Source organism: Nonomuraea dietziae (genome assembly GCF_014195505.1).
Taxonomy (GTDB): Bacteria; Actinomycetota; Actinomycetes; order Streptosporangiales; family Streptosporangiaceae; genus Nonomuraea; species Nonomuraea roseola.
Window position 1 is genome coordinate 2,579,638 of record NZ_JACIBV010000001.1, and the last position, 24,349, is coordinate 2,603,986.

Below are 24,349 nucleotides of genomic sequence, written 5' to 3' on the forward strand. Positions count from 1 at the left end.
GACAGGGCTCAGCCGGCGATCGAGACGATCCCGCCTGAGCCGTCCACGGTGATCGTCGCGCCTGTGACGATCGCGTGCGTGGCGTCGGCCACCCCGACGACCGCGGGGATGCCGTACTCCCTGGCCACCACCGCGCCGTGCGACATCGAGCCGCCCATCTCCATCACCAGCCCTCCCGCCGTCAGGAACAGCGGCGTCCAGCCCGGGTCGGTGGAGGGCGCGACGAGGATCTCACCCGGCTCCAGGTGCGCGCCGATCGGGTCGAGCACCACCCTGGCGGTCCCTGTGACCGTCCCCGCCGAGGCGGGGGTGCCGGTGAGCGCGCCCTCCCCCGTCTCGGCCCTGACCGCCAGCGCCTCCGGCTCGGTGCCGTCGGACAGCAGCATCCTGGGCACGTGACGGCGGCGCACCTCCTGCTCGTAGGCGGCTCTGCGCCCGGCCACCAGCTCTCTCAGCGAGCCGCCGGTCAGCGCCTGGCGCGTCTCGCGCAGGTCGAGGAAGTAGACGTCGTCGGCGCTGTCGAGCACGTCCTTGGCCACCAGTTCCTCGCCCACCACGCGCATGCTGCGCCGTACCGCGGCCAGCACCTCGACCGCGTAGTACTTCGGCAGCTCGCGCAGCCCCGCGAACATCCTGGTCCTGCGCAGGGCGAAGGCCGCCAGCCGTCCTCGGAGCCTGCCCTTGGCCGCGGCCATGGCGACGATCGTCCGCACCGCCCGCTCGGCTTCCTGGGCGCCCCTGGCGAACATCGCGTCCGGCGCCAGGTCCTCGTTGTCGAGGCGCAGGTAGTTGGCCAGCACGCCGAGGATGTGCGCGGGCTCGTCGGACCAGCGCGGCATGCCCAGGTCGATCTCGGCGACGCCGCGGTGGCCGTACCTGGACAGGAAGCCCGCGACCGCCCGCTGCGCCCTGAGCTCGCCGCGCTCGTAGGCGTCGGCGAGCTCGCTCACCCGCGCGGACCTGAACTGGCCGGCCGCCTCGGGGTCGGCGGCGATGTCCCTGGCCAGGTGCCACAGCTCCAGGTCCATCTCGGTGGTGGGGTTGTTCGGCAGGCTGCGCAGGACGGCCTGCAGCTGCTCGCCCTTCGCGCCCGACAGCTTCCCCGCAAGGCCCAGGCCCGCGTAGCCGGCGATGGCGATCGGCATGATCGACAGGATCGTCGGGAACGTGCCGCGCAGCACCCGCTCGGCGTGGTCGAGCCGCTGCTCGGCGGTGGCGTCCGGACTGATCGCCAGCCTGGCCTCCAGCTTCTCTCCAAGACGCCTGGTGAAGGCGAGCGCCGCCCGCGGCCTGGCCAGCGCGAGGGCCACGCGCTCGGGCGCGCCGACGCGGCCGGCCGCCCGCATCGCCGTACGGATGAGGGGGAGCATCGAGGTGCTGGTGACCGAGAGCCTGGGGTCCTGCGCGACCTGCTGGAAGATCACCCCCGCGCGGGCCTCGCCGACGGCGAGCATCCGCGGCAGGATCGTCCGGCCCGCCCTGCTCCGGACGGCGGGCGTGATGTCGAGGAACAGCCGCTGCCCCGCCTCGACCATGATGGGCGCTCCGGCCAGCCGGTCGGCGGGTGGGAAGCCGCACAGGGCCGCCGCGCCCGCGCTCACCAGTTCGAAGGCCGCCATCCCCATCGGGGTGAACGGGCGCATGACGCCCTGGGCGACGTTCACCGAGAAGTAGACGCGCAGGCCGTCCTTGTTGGTCTCGGGCACGGGGTAGAGGGTGGTGATCGGCCTGGCCTGGGTGAGCCAGAGCGTGCCGTCGGCGTCGATCGCCCACTCGGTGTCCTGCGGGGAGCCGTAGTGGTCCTCCACCCTGGCGCCCAGCGCGGCCAGCGCGCGCACGCGCTCGTCGGTGAGGCACGGCTCGTCCGAGGGGGTCTCGATCCGCTCGGTGCCGCCTCCGGGCAGCGAGCGGATCGCCACCCGCTTGTCGCCGATCCTGCGCTCGACGATCCGCGTGCTCGCCAGGTCCACCACGAACCTGTCGGGGTTGACCGCCCCGGACACCACGGCCTCGCCGAGCCCGGGAGCGGCGTCGATGACGGCCTCGCGGCGGCGCCCCGTCACCGGGTTGGCGGTGAACATCACACCCGCCACCTCGGCCTCGACCATCCGCTGGAGCACGACCGCCAGCCGTACCGCGGCGTGGTCGATCCCGTTGGAGGCGCGGTAGGCCACCGCCCTGTCGGTCCAGAGAGAGGCCCAGCAGCGGCGGACGGCATCCTGCACGGCCTCGGCCCCGACGACGTTGAGGTAGGTGTCCTGCTGACCCGCGAAGCTCGCGTACGGCAGGTCCTCGGCCGTCGCCGACGACCGCACCGCCACCGCCGCCCCCTCGCCGAGCCGCGCGTAGCACTCGGCGATGGCGGCGCGCACCTCCTCGGGGACCGGGGCCTGCAGCAGCAGCGCTCTCGCCCTGCCCGCCAGTTCGGCCAGCGCGGGGGTGTCCGCCGCCGCCGTGCCCGCCAGCTCGGCGATGACCTCCTTGAGGCCGGCCCCCTCGGCGACGCGGTGGTAGGCCCGCGTGGTCAGGCAGCAGCCGGGGGGCACCGGCAGGCCGGCCCTGGTCAGCTCACCCAGGTTCGCCGCCTTGCCGCCGACCTCGGCGAGCATCGCCGCGTCGATGTCGCCGAACCCGAGTGCGAGCGATGCGCTTGCGGTCTTCATCGGGCGTTCCCCTTGCCGTCAGTCGTGCTACTCACCCTGTTCGTCAGAGTCTGCAGCGCACGGCGGCATGGCGGAATGCCTTTCCGCAAAAAAATTCATCAAGTGATGAACTTCTGTCCTTCGCGCCTGATCACCCCAGGATGCCCACGACCAGTACCTCGGGCCGTACGGCCGGGGAGGCGCCGCTCACGAGGCTGCGGCGGGGGCGTGGCGGCGCACCCACGCCGCCGCGCCTGGCAGGATCTCCTCGACCGGGGCGACCTGCGGATACCAGGTGCGCTCCCACTCCAGGGAGACCCACCCGTCGTAGCCGTGCGCCCGCAGCAGCTCTCCCGCCTCCTCCAGCGGCACGCTGCCCGAGCCCATGGGGACGGGCGTGGTGTCGGTGGCGGAGACGGCGTCCTTCACCTGGACGTAGGCCAGGTGGGGAGCCAGCGCCGCCAGGCTCTGCGCGGGAGACTCCCCGTGCCGCCACGGGTGCAGCAGGTCCCAGAGCGCGACGGCGGCGTCGGGCCTGCCGGTGAGATCGAGCAGCCTGGCCACGGCCGCGCCGGTGGCCATCTTGTCGTGGGTCTCGACGAACACGCGCACGCCCAGGGCGGCGGCCTCGTCGGCGACGGCGCGCAGGCGGCGGGCGCCCACGGCGGGATCGTCCCCGCGCGGGAAGACCCGCACGCCCTGCGCCTCGAGATCGGCCGCCAGGCGGAGATCGGCCAGGAGGGCCTTGACGGCGTCGGTGTCCGCCACCCCGGAGTCGCATATACCGACATATCCCGCCAGGGCGGCGACGGTGAGGCCCGCGTCGGTGATCTGCCGCAGCACCGCCTTCCGCTCCTCGGCCGCCAGCCCCGCGTGCACACCCGTGTCGGGATGCAGCCGCAGTTCGAGCCCTTCACACTTCCCCGCCGCCGCGATCGAGATCGACGACGTCAGGTCCTGCCCCGGCATTCCCAGGGTGCTGACCGCGAGCCTCACTTATGCCTCCACTGCTCTGACGCTCTCACGCATGACCACCTCACCGCTCACCCGCTCCACCCGCGCCTCCTCGCCGAGGTCGAGCGCCATGGCCAGCGCTCTCGCCCCCATGTCGGCCAGCGGCAGCCGTACCGTCGTGAGAGCGGGCACGTGGTCGCGCAGGGTCGTGATGTCGTCGAAGCCGGCCACGGACACGTCCTGCGGCACCCTGACGCCCCTGTCGCGGTAGGAGGCCAGCGCGCCGACCGCCATCACGTCGTTGACCGCGAACACGCAAGTCGCCTCGCCCGTCCTGGCCGCCGCCTCGTAGCCGCCGTCGCGGTCGAAGGGGCCGTGGAGCACCAGCGGCTCGGGCAGCCCCAGCTCGGCGAGCGCGCCGGTGAAGCCGGCGCACCGGTCGGCGGCGGTCAGCAGCCCAGGGGGCCCGGCCAGCACGGCGAAGCGGGTGTGGCCGAGCGCGGCCAGCGACCTGGCCAGGTCGGCGGCGCCTTCACGGTTGGCGGGGGCGACGGTGTCGACGTCGAGCAGGTCCTGGCCGACGCAGGCCACCCTGCCGCCGCTGTCGAGGTAGCGGCCGAGCTCCTCGCGCAGCCTCCCTGTGACGTGCGGGTCGTCCACCCTCGATCCGGCCAGCAGGACGGCCCGCACCCGCTGCGCGTTGAGCGAGGCGACGTAGGCGATCTCCTGCTCGGGATCGCGGTGCGTGGTGCCCACCATGACCAGCAGGCCCTCCTCGGCGGCCACCCGCATGGCGCCGTCGGCCAGCGCGGCGAAGTAGGGGTCGGTGAGGTCGTGAACCACGATGCCGATGACCTTGCTGGCGCCGCGGGCCAGCGTCTGCGCCGCGAAGTTGGTGCGGTAGCCGAGCTCGGCCGCGGCCTGCTCGACCCGGGCGCGCAGGGAGGCGCCCACCTGGCGGGTGCTGCCGTTCAGCACGCGCGAGGCGGTGGCGAGCGAGACGCCCGCCTGTTTGGCGACGTCCTCCAACGTGACCATGAGCCCTCCCGGAAAGCGATTTCCAGTCTGTCAGACCGGCGGCCTTCGCGCGATCGTACGGTAATGACGACGGCAGCCGCCCTCCCCCTCGGGGAAGGCGGCTGCCGGGAAGGGCGTGCTAGCCGAACAGCCAGTCCAGGAGTCCGCCCCTGCGCGGCTCCTCGGCGGGCTGCTGTTGCGTGGGAGCGGGCGCGGGCTGCTCGGTGGCGGCCGGAGGCGCCTCGGTGCTGTCCGAGGACGAGGGGGCCTCGGACCTGGACTCCGAGGGGGACTCCGTCTTCGACGTCCCGTCCCTGGCGGTATCGTCCTTGAGCGAGCGCACGGGGGTGGCGCTCGGCTTGCGGGTGGCGGGGGCGACGGCGCGGCTCACCGTCGGCCTCGGCGTGGGCGTCCTGGTCGGCCGGACGCGAGCCACCGGCTCGGGGCTCTCACTGACCGTCGCGGACGCCTCGGGCGTCTGGGACGGGTCAAGCGGCGGCTCCACCACGGCGTCGGTCTCGGTCTGCTCGATGGGAGCGTCGGTGGCGACGGGCTCCAGCGAACGGCTGGAGGCGCACGCTCCGCCCGCGCAGGAGTCGCCGCCCGAGCCGGTCAGCATCCAGCCGCCCGCCGCTCCGATCACCACGACGGCCGCGGCGCCCGCCAGCAGGAGTCTGGTGCGCCTGCGCACCTCACGCTCGGGCGCCGCGCTGTCCTCGGTCCATCCCGAGCCGAGGAAGCCCCGGGGGGAGGAGTCGCCCGACACGTCGTAACCCTGGTCGAGGGGCAGGTACTGCGCCTCGGTGTCAGGCACGTCCAGCGCGACCACGGGCGGCGTGTCCAGGACCGTCACCAGCGGGACGTCCTCGGCGGCGACGGGGTCGGCCGGACCGGCGGCGACGAGGACGTCGGCGGCCTCGGGAGGGATCTGCTGGGTGGTCGGGGCGGGCGGAGCGGCGGCCTGGGCGGGCGCGGGCGCCTGGTCGGGCGTCCGCGGCTCTCCCTCCGCATCGACGGCGGGCTGCTCGTCGGTGTCGGCCGAGTCAGGGGTCCAGCGGTCCGACAGCACGTCCCCGGTCATCTCGGGCCTGTCGTTCTCGTCGCGCGCCACGGTGAACCTCTCTAGTGCTTACTTGATCGCGCACCTTCCTAACAGACCCCACCACTTTTTGTCCGGATATTTCACAAGTTCCAGCGATCTAGTGCTCCAGGTAGTGCCGCGTCCCCCGCCTCCGAGGTCCACGCCACGTAGCCGTCCGGCCTGATCAGCAGGGCTTCGAAGGGGCTGTCGGCCTTCCCTCTGACGACCTCGGCCCGCGAGCCGACGGCCGAGACCAGGTCGTCCCTTCCCGCCAGGTCGAGGAAGAGCGTGCGCCCCCTCCTCAGCAGCTCGACCAGCGTGACCCTGCCCCCGTCGGTCTCGACGGCGAGATCGGGCGCCATCCAGCCGGCGCCGGGCACCCCGACGTCGTAGACGGTGTCCACGCCGCTGACCATGCCGCTGAGATAGGCGTTGACCTGGTCGAGGCGCATCAGCTCGGCGAACAGCTCGCGCAGCGGGTCCATGCGGGGATCGGGGTCGGCCAGCGCGTTCTGCGCCGCCACGTTCCACCGCACCCTCGCACCGACGGGGTGCCGCTCGGCGTGGTAGGTGTCGAGCAGCCCCTCGGGCGCCCTGCCCTTCACCTGCGCGGCCAGCTTCCAGCCCAGGTTGAAGGCGTCCTCGAGGCCGGTGTTGAGCCCCTGGCCGCCCCACGGGAAGTGGACGTGCGCGGCGTCGCCGGCCAGCAGCACCCGGCCGCTGCGATAGGTCTCGGCCTGCAGGGAGGCGTCGCCGTACCTGGTGAGGCTGCGCGGCTCCGACATCGGGACGGGGAAGCCCGCGATGTGCTCGGCCGCCTCCATCAGCTCCTCGAGCGTGACGGGGGCGTCCCTGTCGGGGTGCGGCCCCCTGTAGTCGTAGGTGGTGATCCTGCCGCCAGGCCAGACGATGAGCCAGCCTCGCGGGGTCCTGTGGTAGCCGCCGGGCAGGCCAGGCGGCAGCCGTACCTCTCCCATGAGGGCGGCCACGCGCGCGCCGCTGCCGGTGAACCGGATGCCCGCGGCCTTGCGGACGGCGCTGCGGGCGCCGTCGCAGCCCACCACGTAGCGGGCCTCGACACCGTTGGACAGGCGCACGTGGTCGTCGTGCTGGACCAGGCCGGTGACCTCCTGCCCGCGCAGGATCGTGGCGCCGAGCGAGACGGCCCGCTCGGCGAAGACATGCTCGGCCCACGCCTGCGGGCTGCCCACGAGCGTCGGGCTGTCCTCGACGACCGCGCCCAGGTCGAGCCCGAACATGCCGGAGAAGTGGAAGCGCACGCTCCCCCAGGTGGAGTGGCCCACCTCGGCCAGCAGCCCGCGCCGCTCCAGGCTCTGCGCGGTGCGCGCATGCAGCGTGCCCGCCCTGGACTCCGCCGACGGTACGGCCCGCCGCTCCACCACCACGACGTCGACCTCCTGGAGGGCGAGTTCGGCGGCGAGCAGCATGCCGACGGGACCGCCGCCGACGACGGCGACATCGAACATGTGAGGTCTCCTCTGGTGAGTACGCGCGACGATGTGCTGAACACCGCTGGCGGTGTGGTGGTTGCGTCAGACGACGGCGGGGCGCAGCCCGGGCCGCGCCTTCCTGGCGAAGGCGAGCGAGACGAGCGCGCCGAGCAGCATGCCGGCCGCCGCGACCAGCACGGCCGTGCGCACCCCTCCCGCCAGCGCCGCGCCGGTGGCCTCGCCGACGCCGCCCACCGCGACGAGCACCGCCAGGCCGATGGCCGAGCCGACCTGCAGCGCGGTGGAGGCCATGCCCGAGGCCACTCCCTGCTGGGCGGGGGCCACGCCGGTGGCGGCGGCGATCCACATGCCGGTCCAGGTGAAGCCCTGGCTGACGCCCATGACCACGATGCCGGGCAGCGCGCTCCAGTAGCTGCCGCCCTCGCTCACCCCGAGCGCCAGCAGCGCGGTGCCTGCCGCGCCGCCGAGCGTGCCGATGAGCAGGGTGGCGCGCATCCCGATGCGCCCCGCCAGCCTGCCGCCGAGCTGGGTGCCCAGCGCGATCAGCAGGGAGGGCAGCAGGAAGGCCAGGCCCGTGGTCACCACGCCGTAGCCGAGCACGGTCTGGAAGTAGACGGTCAGGAAGTACGGCAGGGCGTTGAAGGTGCCGCCGAAGACGAGGATGACCACGATCGCGGGGGTGAGGCTGCGGTTGCGGAACAGGCGCAGCGGCATGAGCGGGTCGCCGCTGCCGCGCTCGACGGCGACGAAGGCGGCCAGCAGGACGGTGGCCGCGACGAAGGCGCCCAGCACCGGCGCGGAGTCCCAGCCGCTCTCGGGGCCCTGAATGAGGGCGAAGGCCAGCAGGCTCACTCCCGCCGTGGCCAGCACCGCGCCCGGAAGGTCGAGGCGCCTGCCGCGCTCACGGGGGCCGTCGGAGGGGATCAGCGCGTAGGCGGCCGCGATGGCCAGCACCGCCAGCGGCACGTTCACGTAGAAGACCGCCTCCCAGCCGAAGGCGCCGGTCAGCAGACCACCGAGCAGGGAGCCGAGCGCCAGGCCGCTGGCTCCCGCGCCGCTCCAGACCGCCAGCGCCGCGTTGCGCGCCCTGCCCTCCTCGAACAGGGTGTTGACCAGGGAGAGCGTGGCGGGGAAGAGCAGCGCGCCGCCCAGGCCCTGCACGGCCCTGATCACGACCAGGGCGGCGGGTCCTGTGGCCAGCCCCGCCGCCAGGGAGGAGAGGGCGAACAGCGCCAGCGCGGCGACGAACATCCTGCGCCGCCCGGCCAGGTCGGCCAGCCGCCCGCCGAGCAGCAGGAAGCCGCCGTAGGCGACGGCGTAGGCGCTGGAGACCCATTGCAGGCTCTGCGCGGAGAAGCCGAGGTCGCTGCCGATGTCGGGCAGGGCGACGACCACGATGAAGAAGTCGAGTGCGGTGATGAGCTGCGAGAGCGCCAGCAGGGCGAGCGTCCAGCGGGTGTGCGGCATGGAATCCTTCAACCGTCCGGGAAATACGAACAGTACGAGATTCTCGTACGATCGAACGACAGGCGTCAAGTTCGATAGTTCCGTACAATGGTTGGATGACGGCGCTTCATCCCACGAGAGAGCAGATCCAGCTGGTCGAGGTCCTGGCCGCGCTCGGCCACCCGGTGCGGGCCCAGATCGTCCGCACGCTCTCGGCGCAGCCGCCCGACACGGAGATGTTCTGCGGTTCGGTCCTGCCCGACGTCCCCAAGTCCACGCTGACCAACCACTGGCGCGTGCTGAGGGAGGCCGGGGTCATCGTCCAGCGCCCCGAGGGGCGCAAGCTCTTCATCACCCTGCGCCGCGCCGACCTCGACGCCCGCTTCCCCGGCCTGCTCGACCTGGTGGTCCAGGAATCCCACGCGATGTGAACGAAGCGGGAGCCCGCGGCGGCCATGATGACCGGCATGGTTACCACCCATCCCGGCGCGGACGCCATCGCGGGCCTGCGCGCCCACGCCCGGTCGGCCCGGCGCCTGGCCGTGGCCGTGCTCGTCGCCTCGATCGCCTCGCTCGCCACGGCGCAGATGCTGGCCGAGCGGGCGCCGACCAGGGAGGGCACGCGGCCCTTCGCGTGGCTGGCGCTGGCCGTGCTCGCGCTGGCCGTCCCGGCCATGGCGTTGACACAGGCGGCCTGGGGCGCGCGCTCGCGCCGGGTGCGCGTGCGCGAGCAGGCGCTCTACGCCAAGGTCTCGTCAGGGCCTCGGCAGGCGGCCTCCAGGCTGGGGATCGCCGCGGGCTGGGCGGTGACCCTGCTGCTCGGCTTCACCGTGCCGCGCCTGTTCAGGGAGTCCGCGCTGTACGGCCTGGCCACGGCGATGAGCCAGGCGATCGAGGTCGTCGCGCTGGCCGGGCTGGCCGCAGCGGTGTTCTTCGCGATCTGGTGGATGCGCGACACCCTGGCGCACGCGGCCGCCTCCCCCGGCGACCCGTGGGATCCGGGACACCGGGGGCCCGGCCGGGAGCGCCGCCCGGCGTGGGCGGGGGCGGCGGCGGCCACCTGCGCGCTCGTGGCGGCCCGCGCCCACCTGTGGGAGCCGGCCACCTGGCTGCTGTGCGCCCTGCTCGCCCTGACCCTCGCCTGCCTGCTGGCGGCATGGGCGGGAACCCGGCGACAGGAAGGACTAGTTACTCATGAGTAGCATAGGGGGCGAACCAGTCCTGCAACGAGGAGCGAATCCGTGCCTTCCTCTCGTGACGTCGTTTTCGTCGACGGCGTTCGCACGCCGTTCGGCAAGTCGGGGCCCAAGGGCCTGTACGCGGAAACCCGCGCTGACGACCTGGTCGTCCGCGTCATCCGTGAGCTCATCAGGCGCAATCCGAACCTTCCTCCCGAGCGGGTGGACGAGGTCGCGATCGCGGCGACCACCCAGATCGGCGACCAGGGCCTGACGATCGGCCGCTCGGCGGCGGTGCTGGCGGGGCTGCCCAAGAGCGTGCCCGGCTACGCGATCGACCGCATGTGCGCGGGCGCGATGACCGCGGTGACCTCGGTCGCCGGCGGCATCGCCTTCGGCGCGTACGACGTGGCCATCGCCGGCGGCGTCGAGCACATGGGCCGCCACCCGATGGGCGAGGGCGTCGACCCCAACCCCCGTTTCCTGTCGGAGAAGCTCGTGGACGGCAGCGCGCTGGTCATGGGCATGACCGCGGAGAACCTGCACGACCGCTACCCGGCCATCAGCAAGGAGCGCGCCGACGCCTACGCCGCGCTGTCGCAGGAGAAGGTCGCCAAGGCCTACGCCGACGGCAAGATCCAGCCCGACCTGGTGCCCACGGCCATCAGGACGGCCGAGAAGGGCTGGGGGCTCGCGGTCGCCGACGAGGCGCCGCGCCCCGGCACCACCGTCGAGGGCCTGGCCGGGCTGAAGACGCCCTTCCGCGCCCACGGCCGCGTCACGGCGGGCAACTCCTCCGGCATCAACGACGGCGCCACCGGCTGCGTCCTGGCCGCCGCCGACGTGGCCGCCGAGCTCGGGCTCACGCCCAAGATGCGCCTGGTCTCCTACGCCTTCGCCGGCGTCGACCCCGAGGTCATGGGCGTCGGCCCGATCCCCTCGACCGAGCGGGCGCTGCGCCTGGCGGGCCTGTCCATCGACGACATCGGCCTGTTCGAGATCAACGAGGCCTTCGCCGTCCAGGTGCTCGCCTTCCTCGACCACTTCGGCATCCCCGAGGACTCCGAGAAGGTCAACGCCTACGGCGGCGCGATCGCCTTCGGCCACCCGCTGGCCTCCTCAGGCGTGCGGCTGATGACGCAGCTGGCCCGCCAGTTCGGCGAGCGGCCCGACGTGCGCTACGGCATCACCACCATGTGCGTCGGCATGGGCATGGGCGGCACGGTCATTTGGGAGAACCTGGCATGAGCAACATCAACGACCTTTTCGCCGGCGAAGTGGTCACCAAGGCCCTGGTGCGCGACGTCGAGCTGCCCCACGGCGCGGGCACGATGGCGCTGATCACCCTCGACAACGGCTTCGACCACACCAAGCCGAACACCTTCGGCCCCGCCGGGCTGACGCTGCTGAACGAGGCGATCGACGCGATCGCGGCCAGGACCGACCTGGCGGCCGTCGGCGTCACCGGCAAGCCGTTCATCTTCGCGGTCGGCGCCGACCTCAAGGGCGCGGCGCTGGTGCGCACCCGCGAGGAGGCGCTGCAGATCGGCAGGCTGGGTCACGAGGTCTTCCGCCGCCTCGGCGAGCTGGACGTGCCGAGCTTCGCCTTCGTCAACGGCGCGGCCATGGGCGGCGGCCTGGAGATCGCGCTGCACTGCACCTACCGCACCATCTCCTCGGGCGTGCCCGCCGTGGCGCTGCCCGAGTGCTTCCTCGGCCTGGTGCCGGGATGGGGCGGCACCCAGCTGCTCCCCCGCCTGATAGGCCCGGCCAAGGCGATCAAGCTCATCGTCGAGAACCCGCTGTCGCAGAACCGCATGATCAAGGGGCGCGACGCGTTCGCGCTCGGCGTCGCCGACGCGATGTTCGAGCCCGCCGACTTCCTCGAGGAGTCACTGCGCTGGGCCGCCCAGGTGCTGGGCGGCTCGGTCACGGTCGAGCGGCCCGCGATCGAGGAGGACTGGGACAAGGCCGTCGCCGACGCCCGCTTCCTGGTCGACATGAAGCTGCGCGGCGCGGCCCCCGCTCCCTACCGGGCGCTCGACCTCATCGCATCGGCGAAGGACGCCTCCCGCGACGCCGGGTTCGCCGCCGAGGACGAGGCGCTGGCCGACCTGCTCATGGGCGACGAGCTGCGGGCCGGGCTCTACGCCTTCGACCTGGTGCAGCGCAGGGCCAAGCGACCCGCGGGCGCACCCGACAAGGCGCTGGCCCGCAAGGTCACCAAGGTCGGCGTGGTGGGCGCGGGCCTGATGGCCTCGCAGATGGCGCTGCTGTTCGCCCGCCGCCTCGAGGTGCCCGTCGTGCTGACCGACCTCGACCAGGCCCGCCTGGACAAGGGCGTCGGCTACGTGCACGCCGAGGTGGACAAGCTGCTGTCCAAGGGCAGGGTCAGCCAGGACCACGCCAACAGGCTCAAGGCGCTGGTGACCGGGTCGCTGACCAAGGACGCCTTCGCCGACGCCGACTTCGTCATCGAGGCCGTCTTCGAGGACATGGGCGTCAAGAAAAAGGTCTTCGCCGAGGTCGAGGAGCACGTCTCGGCCGAGTGCGTGCTGGCGACCAACACCTCCTCGCTCTCGCTCAGCGAGATGGGCTCCGAGCTCAGGCACCCCGAGCGCCTGGTCGGCTTCCACTTCTTCAACCCGGTCGCGGTGATGCCGCTGCTGGAGATCATCAAGGGCGACTCGACCGACGACGCCACGCTCGCCACCGCCTTCTCGGTGGGCAGGTCGCTGAAGAAGTCGGCCGTGCTGGTCAAGGACGCGCCCGCGTTCGTCGTCAACAGGCTGCTGACCCGCTTCATGGGCGAGGTCATCGCGGCCGTGGACGAGGGCACGCCGCTGGAGCTGGCCGAGCACTCCCTCGACGACCTCGGCCTGCCGATGTCTCCGTTCGCGCTGCTGCAGCTGGTCGGCCCTGCGGTCGGCCACCACGTGTCGGAGACGCTGCACGCGGCCTTCCCCTCCCGCTTCGGGGTGTCGGAGAACATGGCCAAGCTGGTCGCCTCCGGCAAGCCGGGCGTCTACGCCCCCGACTTCTCTCTCGACCCCGAGGCGGTGGCGCTGTTCGCCGGCGGCGAGCACCCCTCGACGGCCGAGCAGGTGCGCGAGCGGGTCCTGGGGGCGCTGGCCGAGGAGATCAGGATCATGCTGGACGAGGGCGTGGTCGCCGCGGCGCAGGACATCGACCTGTGCATGATCCTCGGCGCGGGCTGGCCTTTCCACCTCGGTGGCGTCACGCCGTACCTCGACCGCGCGGGCTTCGCCCAGCCGCGCTTCCTCGAGCCCGGAGTCGCCTCGGTTCCCGCCTGATGCCCGATCGGTCTCGCTCGACTCGCCCCACGCCGTGGTCTTCTAGCGTGGGGCGATGAGAGCGATCAAGATACTGGCCCTCACGGGGGCGTTCATGATGGCCGCGACCGCTCCGGCGCTGGCCGAACAGCGGCCGAGGTCCTCGCTGAAGGTGGCGGTGACCGTGGCCGACACCGCGAAGACCGTCAGGCTCACCTGCGACCGCGACGGGGGCGACCACCCCACGCCCCGGGCGGCCTGCCGCCTGCTGCGCGCGGTGAAGGGCAGGCCCGCCAGGCTCGAGGTGAGGAAGAACCCGATCTGCACCAAGGAGTTCAGGCCGCACACCGTCGAGATCTGGGGCGCCTGGCGGGGCAAGCCCGTCCGCTTCACCAAGACCTACTCCAACGCGTGCCTGATGAAGGCCGCAGGCGGAGCGGTCTTCACGCTCTGACGCGCCGCCGGAGGACCAGCCAGGCCGCCCCCGCGACCGCGAGCAGGCCGAGCGCCGCGCCGTAGGGCAGGAGCGAGGCGGAGGCGGCCAGGGCCGGCGCGGTCGAGGGAGCGGGGGCGGGGGCGGCGGGGGCCACCGTGCCGGCGGCAGGCGCGACCGCCGCCTTCGACGACCCTGGCGGGCGCACCTGGCCCCACGGGTCCTTGCCGCCGTTCATCTCCAGGTAGCGCGGGAGCATGGCCTTGAGCTCGGGATCGAGCGGCTTGACCGCCAGCGCGCCCGGCACCTGGAGGGTGCCGATCTCGAACGGGGCGAACCACCCCTGGATCGCCTCGACCTTCCACCGGCCCGCGGGCAGGGCGAGCGCGGCGGCGTAGTGGGCCTTCTCCTTCAGCTCGACGCCGGTGAACTCCAGGCTCCTGGCGCCGTCGGTGAACTTCAGCCCGACCTTGCCCAGGTCGGGCCCCTCGTAGGGATGGGTGCCGTGCTGAAGCATCCAGAAGCCCACGGTGTAGGTGGCCTCCGCCTGGAAGGAGGCGGGCACCGGGTCGAGGTAGGTGGCGGCCCAGCCCCCCGCCCTGGCGGGCGCCGCGAGGGCCAGGCCGGGCAGCAGGAGCGCGAGCACGAGCAGAATGCGTCTCATGCTCCGAATACACCGGAGCGCGAGAGGAGGTTCCCTCCGGGTCGCGGCTGAGCGTGGCAGAGGCCCAGCCGTCGGACCTGTACGACCGGGTGCCTCATGCCCTCGGCCCGCTGCGTCAGAAGCCCTGGCCCTTCGGCCCTGGTGCGCGGTAGCCGCGGACGGTGCTGTGGCGGTAGCCGTACAGGAAGTAGATCACCACGCCGATCAGCAGCCAGGCGAAGAACCGCAGCCACGTCTCCACCGGCAGGTTCATCATCAGGTAGAGGCAGGCGAGCACCGAGGCGATCGGCAGCACGGGCACCAGGGGCACCCGGAAGGCGCGCGGCAGGTCAGGGCGGGTCCGGCGAAGGATGATCACGCCCGCCGACACCACGACGAACGCGAACAGGGTGCCGATGTTGACCAGTTCGGCCAGCGCGCCGAGCGAGATGAACCCCGACAGCACCATCGTGACGAACCCGACGATCAACGTGATCCTGGCGGGCGTGCCGTAGACGGGGTGGACCTTGGCCAGGGTGCGCGGCAGCAGCCCGTCACGGCACATGGCGAACAGCACCCTGGTCTGGCCGAGCATCAGGATCATGACCACGGTGGTCAGGCCCGCAATGGCGCCGATGCTGATCAGGCCGGCGATCCACGGCTGACCGACGGCGGTGAAGGCGTCGGCCAGCGGGGCGTCCTCGCTGAGCCGGCTGTAGGGCTGCATGCCGACCACGACGAGCGACACCGCGACGTAGAGCAGCGTACAGATGACCAGCGAGCCGATGATGCCGCGGGGCAGGTCGCGCTGCGGCTCGATGGTCTCCTCCGCCGCGGTGGCCACGATGTCGAAGCCGATGAAGGCGAAGAAGACGATCGCCGCCGCGGAGAAGATGCCGATGACGCCGAAGGCGACGGGCGTGATGCCGAACAGCACCTGGATCAGCGGCGCGCCCAGGCCCTCCACCGCGGGGGTGGCCTTGGGGGCCGGGATGAAGGGCGTGTAGTTGGCCGTGCGGATGAAGAAGAGGCCCGCGATGATGACCAGCAGGATCACCGTGACCTTGATCACCACGATGGCGAGGTTGACCCTGGAGGACAGCTTGATGCCCGCCACGAGGATGCCGGTCAGGATCGCCACGATCAGCATCGCCGGGTAGTTGATGCCGGCCAGGTCGGGCAGGGGGATGCCGATCGTGGCCAGCAGCGAGGTGAAGTAGCCCGACCAGCCGACCGCGACCACCGCCCCCGCCAGGGCCATCTCCAGCATCAGGTCCCAGCCGATGATCCAGGCGGGGAACTCGCCGAGCGTGGCGAAGGCGAAGGTGTAGGCCGAGCCCGCGACCGGGATGGTCGAGGCGAACTCGGCGTAGCAGAGCGCGGCCAGGCCGCACACGATGGCGGCCACCACGAACGAGAGCGCGACGGCGGGCCCCGCGGTCTCCCTCGCCACCCTGCCCGTCAGTACGAAGATGCCGGTGCCGACGATGACTCCGATGCCGAACACGGTCAGGTCGACGGCCGACAGGCGCCGCTTGAGCCGGTGCTCGGGCGCCTCGGTGTCCTCGATCGACTGCTCGACGCTCTTGGTCCTCATTATCTCTGCCACGTCGTGATCGTTCCCTCACGATGGGCGATCATGCAGCCCGCAGGCTCGTCCTTGTGGCCGGAGTCTCTCCGGGTCGTCTCGGGGTTCGCCCCGATGACCTGGGCTTCTCGCTCCGCCATGGTGAGAGGCATGTTCGGCGATCTGCTCGACACCCTGGCCGCCCAGGACCTCGTCCTGATGTGGCCGCTCCTGCTCGCCTTCCTCACCCTGGACGCCTCGGTGGGCGTCGGCCTCATCGTCCCGGGTGACGCGCTGCTCATCGTCGCGGGCACCACGGCGGGCAGCCCGCCCGAGGTCCTGGCGCTCATCGCGGCCGGGGTCGTGGCCTGCGTGGCGGGCGCCTCGGGAGGCCACTGGGCGGGCAGGACGCTCGGCCCACGGCTGCGCCACGGAAGGCTCGGCCGCAGGATCGGCGAGGAGCGCTGGGAGCGGGCCGAGGAGCTGTTCGAGCGCAGCCGGTGGGCGCTGGCCGTGGCCTACTACCTGCCCGTGGTGCACGCCCTCACCCCCGCGGTGGCGGGGGCCCTGGGCATGCCGTACAGGAGGTTCATGCCGTGGGCGGTGATCGGCGGCACCGCCTGGGTGAGCACCTACGTGACGCTCGGCGCGGTCGCAGGCGGCGTGGTGCGCGAGCACGCCGAGCTGCTGCTGCCGGTGGCGGCGGTGGCGGCCCTGGTCGTCGTGGCCGTCTCCGCCGCCGTGCGCAGGGCGATCAGCCCTGGGCGGGCTGGTTCTCCAGAGCCGAGCTCCGCTTCGCGACCGCCTCGGTGATGTCGCGGGCGAGGTCCTGCCCCGTCAGCCCCGCGTAGCCCAGGATCTTCGGCCGCTTGGCGTGGTCGAGGAACTCCTGCGGGATGCCGAAGGTGCGCACCGGCACGTCGATGTCGTGGTCGCGCAGCAGGCGGGCGACCGCGTCGCCGACGCCGCCCACCCTGCCGTTGTCCTCCACGACGGCGACCAGCTTGTGGGCGGCGGCCGCGTCGGCGAGCGCGTCGTCGAGCGGCTTGACCCAGCGGGGGTCGACCACGGTGGCGGAGATGCCCTGCGCGTCGAGCAGCACGGCGGCCTCCATCGCGGCCTGCGCCATCGGGCCGACGGCCACCAGCAGCACGTCGGGCTCGCCGCTGCGCAGCACGTCCATCTCGCCGAGCCTGCCGACCGCCTCGACAGTGGCGGCCACGGGGCCCTTGGGGAAGCGCAGCACGGTCGGCGCGTCGTCCACTGCGACCGCCTCGCGCAGCAGCTCGGTCAGCCGCTCGCCGTCGCGCGGTACCGCGATGCGCAGCCCGGGGACGACCTGCAGGATGGACAGGTCCCACATGCCGTTGTGGCTGGCTCCGTCGTCGCCGGTGACGCCCGCCCTGTCGAGGACCACCGTGACCGGCAGCCGGTGCAGGGCGACGTCCATCAGCAGCTGGTCGAAGGCCCTGTTGAGGAAGGTGGCGTAGACGGCGACGACCGGGTGCAGCCCGCCGAGCGCCAGGCCCGCGGCGCTGGTGAGGGCGTGCTGCTCGGCGATGCCGACGTCGTAGGTGCGGTCGGGGAAGGCCTCGGCGAAGGCGTTGAGACCCGTGGGGTGGAGCATGGCGGCGGTGATCGCCACCAGGTCGTCGCGCTCCTTGCCGAGCGCGACCAGCTCCTCGCTGAAGACGTTGGTCCAGATGCGGCCCTTGGGCTTCTCCACGCCCGTGGCCCTGTCGAAGGCGCCGGGCGAGTGGAACTGGTCCTCGTCGTGGTTCTCCGCGGGGGCGTAGCCGCGGCCCTTCTGGGTGAGGGCGTGCACGATGACGGGCCCGCCGAAGCCGCGCGCCTTGCGCAGGGCCTCCTCCACGGCCTGCTCGTCGTGGCCGTCGATCGGGCCGACGTACTTCAGGCCGAGGTCCTCGAACATCACCTGGGGCGCCAGGACGTCCTTGACGCCCTTCTTGAAGCCGTGCAGCGCGTCGTAGACGACGGGAACGTTTCCGATCTTGTTCTTGACGAACTCGAGCATGTCCTCGTAGCGGCGGTTGACCCGCAGCTTGGCCAGGTGCGTGGCCAGCCCGCCGATGGTGGGCGAGTAAGAGCGGCCGTTGTCGTTGACGACGATCACGCACGGCAGGTCCTTGACCGCGGCGATGTTGTTGAGCGCCTCCCATGCCATGCCGCCGGTGAGGGCTCCGTCGCCGATCACCGCGACCGCCACCCTGTCGCGCTCGCCGCGCAGCTTGAACGCCTTGGCCAGGCCGTCGGCGTAGGACAGGGCGGTGGAGGCGTGGGAGTTCTCCACGAAGTCGTGCGGCGACTCGGCCTGGCTCGGGTAGCCGGACAGGCCGCCCTCCTGCTTGAGCGCGTCGAAGCCGTCCGAGCGCCCTGTGAGCATCTTGTGGACGTAGGACTGGTGGCCGGTGTCCCAGATGATCGGGTCGCGCGGCGAGTCGAAGACCCTGTGCAGCGCGATGGTGAGTTCGACCACACCCAGGTTGGGGCCCAGGTGCCCGCCGTTCCTCGCACAGGAGTCGACCAGCAGATCACGAACCTCCTGGGCGAGCTGTGGCAGCTCCTCGGCCGCCAGCCGTTTGACGTCGTGCGGTCCCTTGATCGAGGCCAGCAGCCCGCTCACGGAATCATCCCCTCATCCACTCGCCAACGGATCGAGTCTAGTTCGTGGACCACGCGATGACTCACCGGAGTCAAATGCACCCTGATTTGTCCGATCTTGGCCTAGGGTTTACCCACTATGAACACTGTCCCCCTGAGGAAACTTCCGTCACTTGTGGCCGCCGGGCTGGTGCTGGCCATGGCCGGCGTCGGCACGGCAGGCGTCGCCCAGGCCTCCGCCGCCACCACCACGGAGGCCGCGCAGGTGGCGCCCCCCCGAGGGAAGGCCGCGGCCACGAGCAGCCCGTTGTACAAGACGGGGACGCTCGCGCGCTCCAACTGCGCTCCCGGCGAGATCCAGCGCGGCAGCACCGCCGCCTACAAGCACTTCCTCCAGGCTTTCACCAACTGCCTGAACCGCGCGTGGGCCGCCGAGTTCAAGCAGGCCAGGATGCCCTTCTCCAAGCCGCGCCTGCGGATCATCACGACCAAGCGCAACACCGCCTGCGGCAGGTGGCTGACCGGCGCCTCCGGCGTGTACTGCTCCTCCGACAGGACCATGTACATGTTGATCACCAAGACGGAGCTGCGCAATCCTTCGCCCGTCGGCATCGGCCGCCTGATGGCGCACGAGTACGCCCACCACGTGCAGCAGGTCGCCGGCATCATGCCGTGGTACGGCCAGGTGCACTGGCGCGCCAGCAAGGCGGGCAAGCTCGCCTACTCACGCCGTCTCGAGCTGCAGGCCGAGTGCCTGTCGGCGGTCTTCATGAAGTCGGTCAAGGACACGCTGCCCGTGGACGAGGCCTACTACCAGCAGATCATCGACTGGTTCGGCGAGAAGGGCGCCTCAATCTGGCCGCAGAACGACCACGGCTCCAGCCGTAACCAGGCCAGGTGGATGCAGCGCGGCTGGGACTACGGTGCCGCCGCCGCGTGCAACACCTGGAACGTCTCCGCCAAGTACGTCTCCTAGCCCGCTCCCCGCCGGCGGTCGCGCCTTCCGGCGTGACCGCTTGGTGGTCTAAAGTCCTGTGACTATGCGTTCCCCCCTATTCGCCGTGCTTTCCGGCGCCCTCGCGAGCCTCCTGTTCGCCGGTACGGCTGCCGCGGGCACCCCCGCCTTCCCGCCGGTGCTGACCTCGAACAAGGTCTACAAGAGCGGCGCGATGGAGCTCAAGGAGTGCCAGGAGCAGCCGATCCAGCGCGACGACCTGGACGGTGCCAGGGTGTACCTGGAGTTCGTGCTCGACTGCCTCAACGACTCGTGGAGCCGTCAGCTCGCCAAGGCGAAGATCCCCTTCAGCAAGCCGAAGTTCGGCGTCGTCAGCAAGGCCGGCCAGTCGGTCGGCAAGTGCGGCAAGTTCCCCGCGGGCGCGCAGGCGCTCTACTGCCCGCCCGAGCGCAAGATGACGGTCCTGCTCGACCCCGCCATCCTGTCCGAGCCCACCGAGCTGTTCCTCATGGAGGTCGTGGCGCACGAGTACGGCCACCACATCCAGGAGCTGACCGGCATGATCGACGTCGTCGACCGCAGGAAGGGCAAGAGCAAGGCCCGCATCTACGACGAGGCCCGCAGGATCGAGCTGCAGGCCGAGTGCTTCTCCGGCGCCTTCATCGGCAGCGTGTGGCAGTCGCTCGGCCGCCGCGACTTCGACTTCAAGTACATCCTCAAGGTCGCCCAGGCGGGCTTCGACGACGGGATCCACGGCAAGCCTGCCAACATCGCCTACTGGCTGAAGAGGGGCTTCGACGCCGAGTCGCCGAACGCCTGCAACACCTTCAGCGCTCCCAAGGCCCGCGTCTCCTAAGCATGTCGTGATTTTTCACTTGATGTCCGCGGTCTTAGCTGATCGCGGACATCAATCATTTTTCAAGCGCATGTCTGGACAATGCGCCCCATGAGATTCCCCTTTCTCGGCGCCGCCGCCACCGTGGTGCTGGCCGTCCTGCTCGTCGGCGGCACCGCCGTCCCCGCCTCAGCCGCCTCGGGCGCCTATCCGATCAAGGGCCCGCGGCTGACCAAGAACACGTTGTACGGCGGCGGCCCGCTCAAGGCCTCCTCCTGCCCCGAGAGAGCGATCACCGCCGACGACCGCGCCTCGGCCAGGCGGTACGTGATGGGCGTCTACGAGTGCCTGAACAACTCGTGGGGTGAGCGCTTCGCCGCGATGGGCGTGAAGTTCACCAGGCCGGGCATCAGCTTCACCACCAGGCCGACCGCGACGTTCTGCGACGAGAAGGTGGGCGACGCGGCGGGCGTCTACTGCACGCCTGAACGGCGTTTCACCATCGTGCTGGACAAGAAGGCGCTGGAGTATCCCTACGACCTGTTCCTGTTCGACACGGTGGCCCACGAGTACGCCCACCACGTCCAGAACCTGACGGGCATCACCCGTGCCTTCGAGTACGAGCCCTTCAGCGGCAGGAAGGAGGAGCTCGAGCAGACCCGCCGCTTCGAGCTTCAGGCCGAGTGCCTGGCGGGCGTCTTCATCGGCAGCGTCTGGGACTCCCTCGACCGCACGGACGCCGACTGGCAGGAGCTGCTGCTCATCGACAGGCAGAGCGGCGACGAGGTGAGCAAGGTGCGCGACCACGGCAAGGGCCGCAACATCGCCGACTGGCTCGACAGGGGTTTTCGCACCGCCGACCCCGCCTCGTGCAACACCTGGACGGCCCCCGCCTCCAAGGTCTCCTAGCCGCCCACCCTGGCCAGCGCCTCGAGCGGATCGGCCAGCACGTGCGCGAAGGCCAGCTCGGCCGCGCCGACCAGCGTGGCGTCGTCGGCCAGCTCGGAGGTGCGCAGCCGCAGCTTCTCCCTGTGGGCGGGCAGCGCGTCGATCGCGAGGCGGCTGCGCACCTGGGCGGCCGAGCCGAGATAGACCTCGCGCAGCATCCCTCCGAAGATCACCATCTCCGGGTTGAAGATGTTGACCAGGTTGGCCACGCCGAGGCCGAGCCAGTCGCCCACGCGGCTCAGCGCGGCCTGCGCCACGATGTCACCCCTGTCGGCGGCGTCGACCACGGCCCTGACCGCGTCGCGTCCGAGGGGCCCCTCGGTGGTGCGGCCCGCCGCCTCCAGCAGCGCCCGCTCCCCCACCTCGGCCTCCAGGCAGCCGTGCGAGCCGCACCCGCACAGCCGTCCGCCGGGGTGGACCACCATGTGGCCCACCTCGCCGCCGAACCCCTCGTGCCCGCCGAGCAGGTGCCCGCCCGCGATCACCCCTCCGCCCACGCCGACGTCGCCGTGCAGGTAGATCAGGTCTCTCACGGACACGCCGACGCCCCTGGTGTGCTCGGCCAGCGCGCCGAGGTTGGCGTCGTTGCCGACGCTGACCTGCAGGCCGAGGCCCAGCTTCCTGGCCAGCGCCTCGCCGAAGGGGGCCTCCGCCTGCAGGAGGTTGGGGCCGTACCTGACGACCCCGTCGCTCCTGTCCACGCCGCCCGAGACCGCGGCCGCCGCTCCCACGCAGACGGTGTCCGCGCGGGTCTTGCGGTGCATCTGCCTGGCGAAGGCCGCCAGCGCGCCGACGACCTCCTCCAGGTCGAAGGCGCCGCGCCGCCGTACGGACTCGCGCCGGTCGAGGATCACCCCGCCCAGCCCGACCCGGGCCGCCGCGAGCCGGTCGGGGCCGACGTCGAAGGCGAAGACGTAGACCCGCGAGGACTCGGGCCGCACCACGAGCGAGGGGCGACCGGCCCTGCCCGTCTCGCGCGGCAGTTCCTCGCGCACCAGGCCCGCGGCGGTCAGGTCGGAGGTGAGGGCCATGATCGTGCTGCGGTTCAGGCCCATCCTGGAGGTCAGCTCGGCCCTGGAGGTGGGCCCGCCCAGGTGGACATGGCGAAGCAGCGCGCCGAGGTTGTGACGCCTGATCTCCTCCTGGGACGGGCCCGCTCGCATCGTCAGTGGATCCTTTGCCGTGCCGAAGTCGCTGATCACCTTAGACCAGCGGCGGCCGCCCTACGACGGGCGAGCGCGTCCACCCCTGCCGCCAGCAGAAGCACCGATCCCGTGACGATGTACTTGACGCTGGAGCCGTAGCCCATGAGACCCATGCCGTTGTCGATGACCGCGATGACCGCGCCGCCGAGGACGGCGTCCATCACGCGGCCCTTGCCGCCGAACAGGCTGGTGCCGCCGATCACGGCGGCGCCGACGGCGTAGAGCAGCACCTGGCTGCCGCCGGTGTTCGGGTCGACGGAGGCGCCCCTGGAGGCGGCGATGATGCCGCCGATCGCCGCGATGCCGGAGCAGATCACGAACGCGCTGATCTTGATCCGGTCCACGTTGATGCCCGCCCTGCGCGAGGCCTCCGCGTTGCCGCCGACCGCGTAGATGTGCCTGCCGAAGGCGGTACGGCGCAGCACGAACGTCCACACGACCAGCAGGGCCAGCACGATCGGCACCACGATGGGCACGCCGGTGAGCGAGACCAGGCCGGGGTTGCGGCTGCGCTCCAGGTTGAGCACGTAGACCGCGAGACCGGCGATCACCGCCATCGTGCCGACGCGCGCGGCGATCAGCGAGGCGGGGTCGGCGACCAGGCCGCGCCGCGACCGCTTCAGCGACCTGACGACCTGGACGGCCGCGTAGCCGCCGACCCCGACCAGGAACAGGCCCCAGCCGAGCATCGGGGTGAGGTTCCTGTTGGCGATGGCCAGGATCGTCTCGTCGCGGATGGAGATGTTGGTGCCCTCCTCCAGGAGCACGAGCAGCACGCCCTGGAAGGCGAGGAAGCCCGCCAGCGTGACGATGAAGGAGGGTATGCCGAGTTTGGCCACCAGCACGCCCAGCACCAGGCCGATGAGGACACCGGTGAGGATGGCCGCCAGCACGCTGACGTACCAGGGCATGCCCATGTCGGTCAGCGTCACGGCGAGCACGGCGGCGCACACGCCGCTGGCGAAGCCCGCCGACAGGTCGATCTCGCCCAGCAGCAGGACGAAGACCAGGCCCATGGCGATGACGGTGATCTGGCCGCCCTGGGTGAAGAGGTTGGCGAAGTTGACGGGGGTGAGGAAGGTGGGCCGCAGCAGCGCGAAGACGGTGCAGAGCACGACCAGGCCGAGCACGGCGGGCAGCGCGCCCATGTCGCCGCCGCGCACCCTCTCGGTGTAGGCGCGGGCACTGTTGCCGATGGAGGGCTGCCGCACCGCGGTGACGATGGCCTCGTCGTTGGCCAGGAGCTTGCTCATGTCGAGACCCCGTTCGTGAGGCCCAGGTCTCCGCTGCGCCCCGAGGTGATGAGTTCGACGACCTGCGCGTGGGTCACATCGGCGGTCTTGACCTGGGCTGCCATCCGCCCGAGGTAGAGCGCGGCGATCCGGTCGGAGACGGCGAACACGTCGTTCATGTTGTGCGAGATCAGCACGACCGCCAGACCCTTGTCGGCGAGCCTGCGGACCAGTTCGAGCACCTGCGCGGTCTGCGCGACGCCGAGCGCGGCGGTGGGCTCGTCGAGGATGACGACCTTGCTGTTCCACAGCACGGCCTTGGCGATGGCGACGGTCTGCCGCTGCCCGCCCGAGAGGCTGGAGACCTGCTGCCTGATGGACTTCACGGTCCTGACCGACAGGCTGGTGAGGGTCTGCTGGGCCATCTCCTCCATCGTGGCCTCGTCGAGCACCAGCCCGCTCCTGCGCTCCCTGCCCAGGAACATGTTCTGGACGATGTCGAGGTTGTCGCAGAGCGCGAGGTCCTGGTAGACGATCTCGATGCCCAGCTCGCCCGCGTCGCGGGGGCCGCCGACGTGCACCTGCTCGCCGTCGAAGAGGTAGTCGCCCGCGTCGATCGGGTAGATGCCGCCGATGCACTTGACCAGCGTGGACTTGCCCGCGCCGTTGTCGCCGACCAGTGCGGTGATCTCGCCCCTGTAAGCGGCGAAGGTGACGTCGTGCAGGACCTGGACGGGACCGAAACTCTTGTCGATCCCTCTCACTTCAAGAACGGGGTTCATATGCTCCTCCGCAGGGGTACGGCTGCCGCCAGCCGTACCCCTGA

21 protein-coding genes are annotated in these 24,349 nt (G+C 71.6%); 9 read left to right on the forward strand and 12 right to left on the reverse strand.

Translation table 11 applies throughout. The features are described 5' to 3' along the window. Window positions 1-8 precede the first annotated feature (8 nt). The 6 genes from FHR33_RS12455 to FHR33_RS12480 all read right to left on the reverse strand — a co-directional run bounded on the left by FHR33_RS12455 (window position 9) and on the right by FHR33_RS12480 (window position 8,633). Complete coding sequence (locus tag FHR33_RS12455) at window positions 9-2,663, reverse strand: PEP/pyruvate-binding domain-containing protein (RefSeq protein WP_183646281.1); 2,655 nt, start codon at window positions 2,661-2,663, stop codon at window positions 9-11. A 186-nt stretch (window positions 2,664-2,849) separates the two neighbouring features. Continuing rightward, the gene (locus FHR33_RS12460; RefSeq protein WP_183646284.1) at window positions 2,850-3,638 is read right to left on the reverse strand and encodes a sugar phosphate isomerase/epimerase family protein; all 789 of its coding nucleotides are present in this window, start codon (window positions 3,636-3,638) and stop codon (window positions 2,850-2,852) included. Next, the gene (locus FHR33_RS12465; RefSeq protein WP_183646286.1) at window positions 3,639-4,634 is read right to left on the reverse strand and encodes a LacI family DNA-binding transcriptional regulator; all 996 of its coding nucleotides are present in this window, start codon (window positions 4,632-4,634) and stop codon (window positions 3,639-3,641) included. 118 nt (window positions 4,635-4,752) lie between these two features. Beyond that, window positions 4,753-5,724 carry a hypothetical protein gene (locus FHR33_RS12470; protein ID WP_183646288.1) on the reverse strand — a complete coding sequence of 324 codons (972 nt, stop codon included), beginning with the start codon at window positions 5,722-5,724 and terminating at the stop codon, window positions 4,753-4,755. A 71-nt stretch (window positions 5,725-5,795) separates the two neighbouring features. Beyond that, window positions 5,796-7,181 carry an FAD-dependent monooxygenase gene (locus FHR33_RS12475; RefSeq protein ID WP_183646291.1) on the reverse strand — a complete coding sequence of 462 codons (1,386 nt, stop codon included), beginning with the start codon at window positions 7,179-7,181 and terminating at the stop codon, window positions 5,796-5,798. A 66-nt stretch (window positions 7,182-7,247) separates the two neighbouring features. Beyond that, window positions 7,248-8,633 (reverse strand): MFS transporter, encoded by a 1,386-nt coding sequence (locus tag FHR33_RS12480; RefSeq protein ID WP_183646294.1) that lies wholly within the window; start codon window positions 8,631-8,633, stop codon window positions 7,248-7,250. A 95-nt stretch (window positions 8,634-8,728) separates the two neighbouring features. On the opposite strand from FHR33_RS12480, the gene FHR33_RS12485 reads away from it, so the two are divergent. Genes FHR33_RS12485 through FHR33_RS12505 form a run of 5 tightly spaced genes read left to right on the forward strand, consistent with a single transcriptional unit; the run spans window position 8,729 to window position 13,537 of the window. After that, window positions 8,729-9,043, forward strand: coding sequence for an ArsR/SmtB family transcription factor (locus tag FHR33_RS12485; protein ID WP_183646297.1), 315 nt, complete (start codon window positions 8,729-8,731; stop codon window positions 9,041-9,043). A gap of 36 nt (window positions 9,044-9,079) precedes the next feature. Beyond that, window positions 9,080-9,814 carry a hypothetical protein gene (locus FHR33_RS12490; protein ID WP_183646300.1) on the forward strand — a complete coding sequence of 245 codons (735 nt, stop codon included), beginning with the start codon at window positions 9,080-9,082 and terminating at the stop codon, window positions 9,812-9,814. Window positions 9,815-9,853: 39 nt separating this feature from the next. After that, complete coding sequence (locus FHR33_RS12495; RefSeq protein ID WP_183646302.1) at window positions 9,854-11,038, forward strand: thiolase family protein; 1,185 nt, start codon at window positions 9,854-9,856, stop codon at window positions 11,036-11,038. After that, window positions 11,035-13,104, forward strand: coding sequence for a 3-hydroxyacyl-CoA dehydrogenase NAD-binding domain-containing protein (locus tag FHR33_RS12500; protein ID WP_183646305.1), 2,070 nt, complete (start codon window positions 11,035-11,037; stop codon window positions 13,102-13,104). The genes FHR33_RS12495 and FHR33_RS12500 overlap by 4 nt, the downstream gene beginning before the upstream one ends. A 55-nt stretch (window positions 13,105-13,159) precedes the next feature. Beyond that, window positions 13,160-13,537: an SSI family serine proteinase inhibitor gene (locus tag FHR33_RS12505; protein WP_183646308.1), complete on the forward strand. Its 378-nt coding sequence runs from the start codon at window positions 13,160-13,162 to the stop codon at window positions 13,535-13,537. Here FHR33_RS12505 and FHR33_RS12510 read toward each other — a convergent pair. Both FHR33_RS12510 and FHR33_RS12515 read right to left on the reverse strand, forming a co-directional pair. Then, window positions 13,527-14,180: a hypothetical protein gene (locus tag FHR33_RS12510; RefSeq protein WP_183646311.1), complete on the reverse strand. Its 654-nt coding sequence runs from the start codon at window positions 14,178-14,180 to the stop codon at window positions 13,527-13,529. The genes FHR33_RS12505 and FHR33_RS12510 overlap by 11 nt on opposite strands. A gap of 115 nt (window positions 14,181-14,295) precedes the next feature. After that, window positions 14,296-15,756, reverse strand: coding sequence for an amino acid permease (locus tag FHR33_RS12515; RefSeq protein WP_183660032.1), 1,461 nt, complete (start codon window positions 15,754-15,756; stop codon window positions 14,296-14,298). 141 nt (window positions 15,757-15,897) lie between these two features. Between FHR33_RS12515 and FHR33_RS12520 the strand changes: the two genes are divergently transcribed. Further along, window positions 15,898-16,539, forward strand: coding sequence for a DedA family protein (locus tag FHR33_RS12520; protein ID WP_183646314.1), 642 nt, complete (start codon window positions 15,898-15,900; stop codon window positions 16,537-16,539). Here the strand turns inward: FHR33_RS12520 and dxs are convergent. Further along, complete coding sequence (gene dxs, locus FHR33_RS12525) at window positions 16,481-18,370, reverse strand: 1-deoxy-D-xylulose-5-phosphate synthase (protein WP_376773137.1); 1,890 nt, start codon at window positions 18,368-18,370, stop codon at window positions 16,481-16,483. The two genes, FHR33_RS12520 and dxs, sit on opposite strands and share 59 nt — an antisense overlap. A gap of 117 nt (window positions 18,371-18,487) precedes the next feature. On the opposite strand from dxs, the gene FHR33_RS12530 reads away from it, so the two are divergent. The 3 genes from FHR33_RS12530 (at window position 18,488) to FHR33_RS12540 (ending at window position 21,047) form a co-directional block, all read left to right on the forward strand. Continuing rightward, window positions 18,488-19,324: a neutral zinc metallopeptidase gene (locus FHR33_RS12530; RefSeq protein ID WP_183646317.1), complete on the forward strand. Its 837-nt coding sequence runs from the start codon at window positions 18,488-18,490 to the stop codon at window positions 19,322-19,324. Between the two features lie 64 nt (window positions 19,325-19,388). Then, window positions 19,389-20,159, forward strand: coding sequence for a neutral zinc metallopeptidase (locus FHR33_RS12535; protein ID WP_183646320.1), 771 nt, complete (start codon window positions 19,389-19,391; stop codon window positions 20,157-20,159). Window positions 20,160-20,249: 90 nt separating this feature from the next. Continuing rightward, window positions 20,250-21,047, forward strand: a complete 798-nt coding sequence (locus tag FHR33_RS12540) for a neutral zinc metallopeptidase (protein WP_183646323.1) — start codon at window positions 20,250-20,252, stop codon at window positions 21,045-21,047. On the opposite strand, the gene FHR33_RS12545 is transcribed toward FHR33_RS12540, so the two are convergent. From FHR33_RS12545 to FHR33_RS12555, 3 genes are read right to left on the reverse strand one after another with little or no spacing between them, the layout of a single operon-like run. Further along, window positions 21,044-22,249 carry an ROK family transcriptional regulator gene (locus FHR33_RS12545; protein WP_183646326.1) on the reverse strand — a complete coding sequence of 402 codons (1,206 nt, stop codon included), beginning with the start codon at window positions 22,247-22,249 and terminating at the stop codon, window positions 21,044-21,046. The genes FHR33_RS12540 and FHR33_RS12545 overlap by 4 nt on opposite strands. A 35-nt stretch (window positions 22,250-22,284) precedes the next feature. Further along, the gene (locus FHR33_RS12550) at window positions 22,285-23,544 is read right to left on the reverse strand and encodes a sugar ABC transporter permease (protein ID WP_183646328.1); all 1,260 of its coding nucleotides are present in this window, start codon (window positions 23,542-23,544) and stop codon (window positions 22,285-22,287) included. After that, the gene (locus tag FHR33_RS12555) at window positions 23,541-24,305 is read right to left on the reverse strand and encodes an ATP-binding cassette domain-containing protein (protein WP_183646332.1); all 765 of its coding nucleotides are present in this window, start codon (window positions 24,303-24,305) and stop codon (window positions 23,541-23,543) included. The genes FHR33_RS12550 and FHR33_RS12555 overlap by 4 nt, the downstream gene beginning before the upstream one ends. Between the last annotated feature and the right edge of the window lie 44 nt (window positions 24,306-24,349).

Coding starts and splice junctions, on each gene's coding strand:
- FHR33_RS12515 (WP_183660032.1), bottom strand. CDS start 15,756: ATGAGGACCAAGAGCGTCGAGCAGTCGATCGAGGACACCGAGGCGCCC.
- FHR33_RS12500 (WP_183646305.1), top strand. CDS start 11,035: ATGAGCAACATCAACGACCTTTTCGCCGGCGAAGTGGTCACCAAGGCC.
- FHR33_RS12555 (WP_183646332.1), bottom strand. CDS start 24,305: ATGAACCCCGTTCTTGAAGTGAGAGGGATCGACAAGAGTTTCGGTCCC.
- FHR33_RS12545 (WP_183646326.1), bottom strand. CDS start 22,249: ATGCGAGCGGGCCCGTCCCAGGAGGAGATCAGGCGTCACAACCTCGGC.
- FHR33_RS12485 (WP_183646297.1), top strand. CDS start 8,729: ATGACGGCGCTTCATCCCACGAGAGAGCAGATCCAGCTGGTCGAGGTC.
- FHR33_RS12455 (WP_183646281.1), bottom strand. CDS start 2,663: ATGAAGACCGCAAGCGCATCGCTCGCACTCGGGTTCGGCGACATCGAC.
- FHR33_RS12510 (WP_183646311.1), bottom strand. CDS start 14,180: ATGAGACGCATTCTGCTCGTGCTCGCGCTCCTGCTGCCCGGCCTGGCC.
- FHR33_RS12550 (WP_183646328.1), bottom strand. CDS start 23,544: ATGAGCAAGCTCCTGGCCAACGACGAGGCCATCGTCACCGCGGTGCGG.
- FHR33_RS12520 (WP_183646314.1), top strand. CDS start 15,898: ATGTTCGGCGATCTGCTCGACACCCTGGCCGCCCAGGACCTCGTCCTG.
- FHR33_RS12490 (WP_183646300.1), top strand. CDS start 9,080: ATGGTTACCACCCATCCCGGCGCGGACGCCATCGCGGGCCTGCGCGCC.
- FHR33_RS12540 (WP_183646323.1), top strand. CDS start 20,250: ATGAGATTCCCCTTTCTCGGCGCCGCCGCCACCGTGGTGCTGGCCGTC.
- FHR33_RS12465 (WP_183646286.1), bottom strand. CDS start 4,634: ATGGTCACGTTGGAGGACGTCGCCAAACAGGCGGGCGTCTCGCTCGCC.
- FHR33_RS12480 (WP_183646294.1), bottom strand. CDS start 8,633: ATGCCGCACACCCGCTGGACGCTCGCCCTGCTGGCGCTCTCGCAGCTC.
- FHR33_RS12535 (WP_183646320.1), top strand. CDS start 19,389: ATGCGTTCCCCCCTATTCGCCGTGCTTTCCGGCGCCCTCGCGAGCCTC.
- FHR33_RS12505 (WP_183646308.1), top strand. CDS start 13,160: ATGAGAGCGATCAAGATACTGGCCCTCACGGGGGCGTTCATGATGGCC.
- FHR33_RS12475 (WP_183646291.1), bottom strand. CDS start 7,181: ATGTTCGATGTCGCCGTCGTCGGCGGCGGTCCCGTCGGCATGCTGCTC.
- FHR33_RS12530 (WP_183646317.1), top strand. CDS start 18,488: ATGAACACTGTCCCCCTGAGGAAACTTCCGTCACTTGTGGCCGCCGGG.